We start from the raw sequence: 1168 nt of genomic DNA on the forward strand, positions 1-1168 counted from the left end.
GGGTCCGGTACTCCCCGTCGGGGCCGAGCGCGTCGATCGCCACCAAATCGGCTGCGACACCGGGCACTTCGGCGGGCATGCTCAGTACACCCCTTCGATGACGGCCTCGCCCTCGAAGGTGGAAACCGGCCGCACCGCACTGACGGAGTCGCTGAGATCGGCCGCAGGCCCGGGCATCCTGACCGCGAGGTCGCGCTCCAGGTTGTTCGGGATGAACATGCCCTTGCTGATGTGGTTCATCACCACCTGACCGGTCTCCCCGTACGGCACCGGCTCGCCCGTGTCGGGATCGACCACCCAGAACACCACGTACGGTGTCCGCGGGTCGAACACGAACGCGTCGCCGTCGACACGGGTAACCGCCTGGGAGAGCACCATCGTGCTGCCGAACGCCATCGTGATCGTCGTCGCCGGGAAGAGGTCGCGGAGCAGGTCGAGGGTGTCGGCGTCCACGTGCGCTCCGCTGAGCAACAGGTAGCGGATCTTCTCGTTCAGCAGATCCACCACCCGGTCGTCGCGGGCCATGGCCTCCAGCAGCGGCGGGGTGGTGTGCAGGTTCGCGACATTCTGCGTCCGCAGCACGAACAGGGCCTGCTCGACGACGTGGTCGACGTAGGCGTCCACCTCGGAGGCCGCGCCGCGCGCGGCGACCTTCTTGACCCAGCGCGGATCGATGTCGATGCCGTGAAAGACCGCACCGAGGCGCTCGGCGACCAGCCGCGAGAAATAACCCACCCCGTGCGGCCCGCTCGGCATCAGGCACAAGAAGCCCTGGCCCCGGCGGAACCCGCCGGTGGCGAAGTCCTCGGTCTGCCACCGAACCACCTGTGCGACCCAATCCGGAAGCTGCACGGTCCTTTTCGGCGCGCCCGTGGTTCCGCCGGACTCGAATATCTGCGGCACCGGCGGTGGCTGCCCGTAGCCGCGGGGGATGAGGTCCTCGACCGGGACCGTGCGCAGTTCGTTGACGAGGTTGGGGAACAGTCGCAGATCGGCGAACGTCTTGACGTCGGTCATCGGATCGAAGTCGAGCGTCGCAGCGGTCCGCAACCAGAATGCCGAACCGGTGTCCTCCCCGAAGTGCCAGGCCATCGCCGCGCGCAGGTAGGCCTCCGGGTCCTCGAGCGGTTCCGAACGCGGAACGTCCAGCAGCGAAAAATCGACATCG

At 67.7% G+C, this 1168-nt stretch carries 1 protein-coding gene; it reads right to left on the reverse strand.

Annotated features, from left to right (window positions below; translation table 11 throughout):
• Window positions 1-81: 81 nt before the first annotated feature.
• A partial coding sequence (locus A5704_RS20770; RefSeq protein WP_067890794.1) for an AMP-binding protein occupies window positions 82-1168 on the reverse strand: 1087 nt, incomplete at its 5' end.

The sequence above is a fragment of the Mycobacterium sp. E735 genome (assembly GCF_001666955.1).
Classification (GTDB): Bacteria; Actinomycetota; Actinomycetes; order Mycobacteriales; family Mycobacteriaceae; genus Mycobacterium.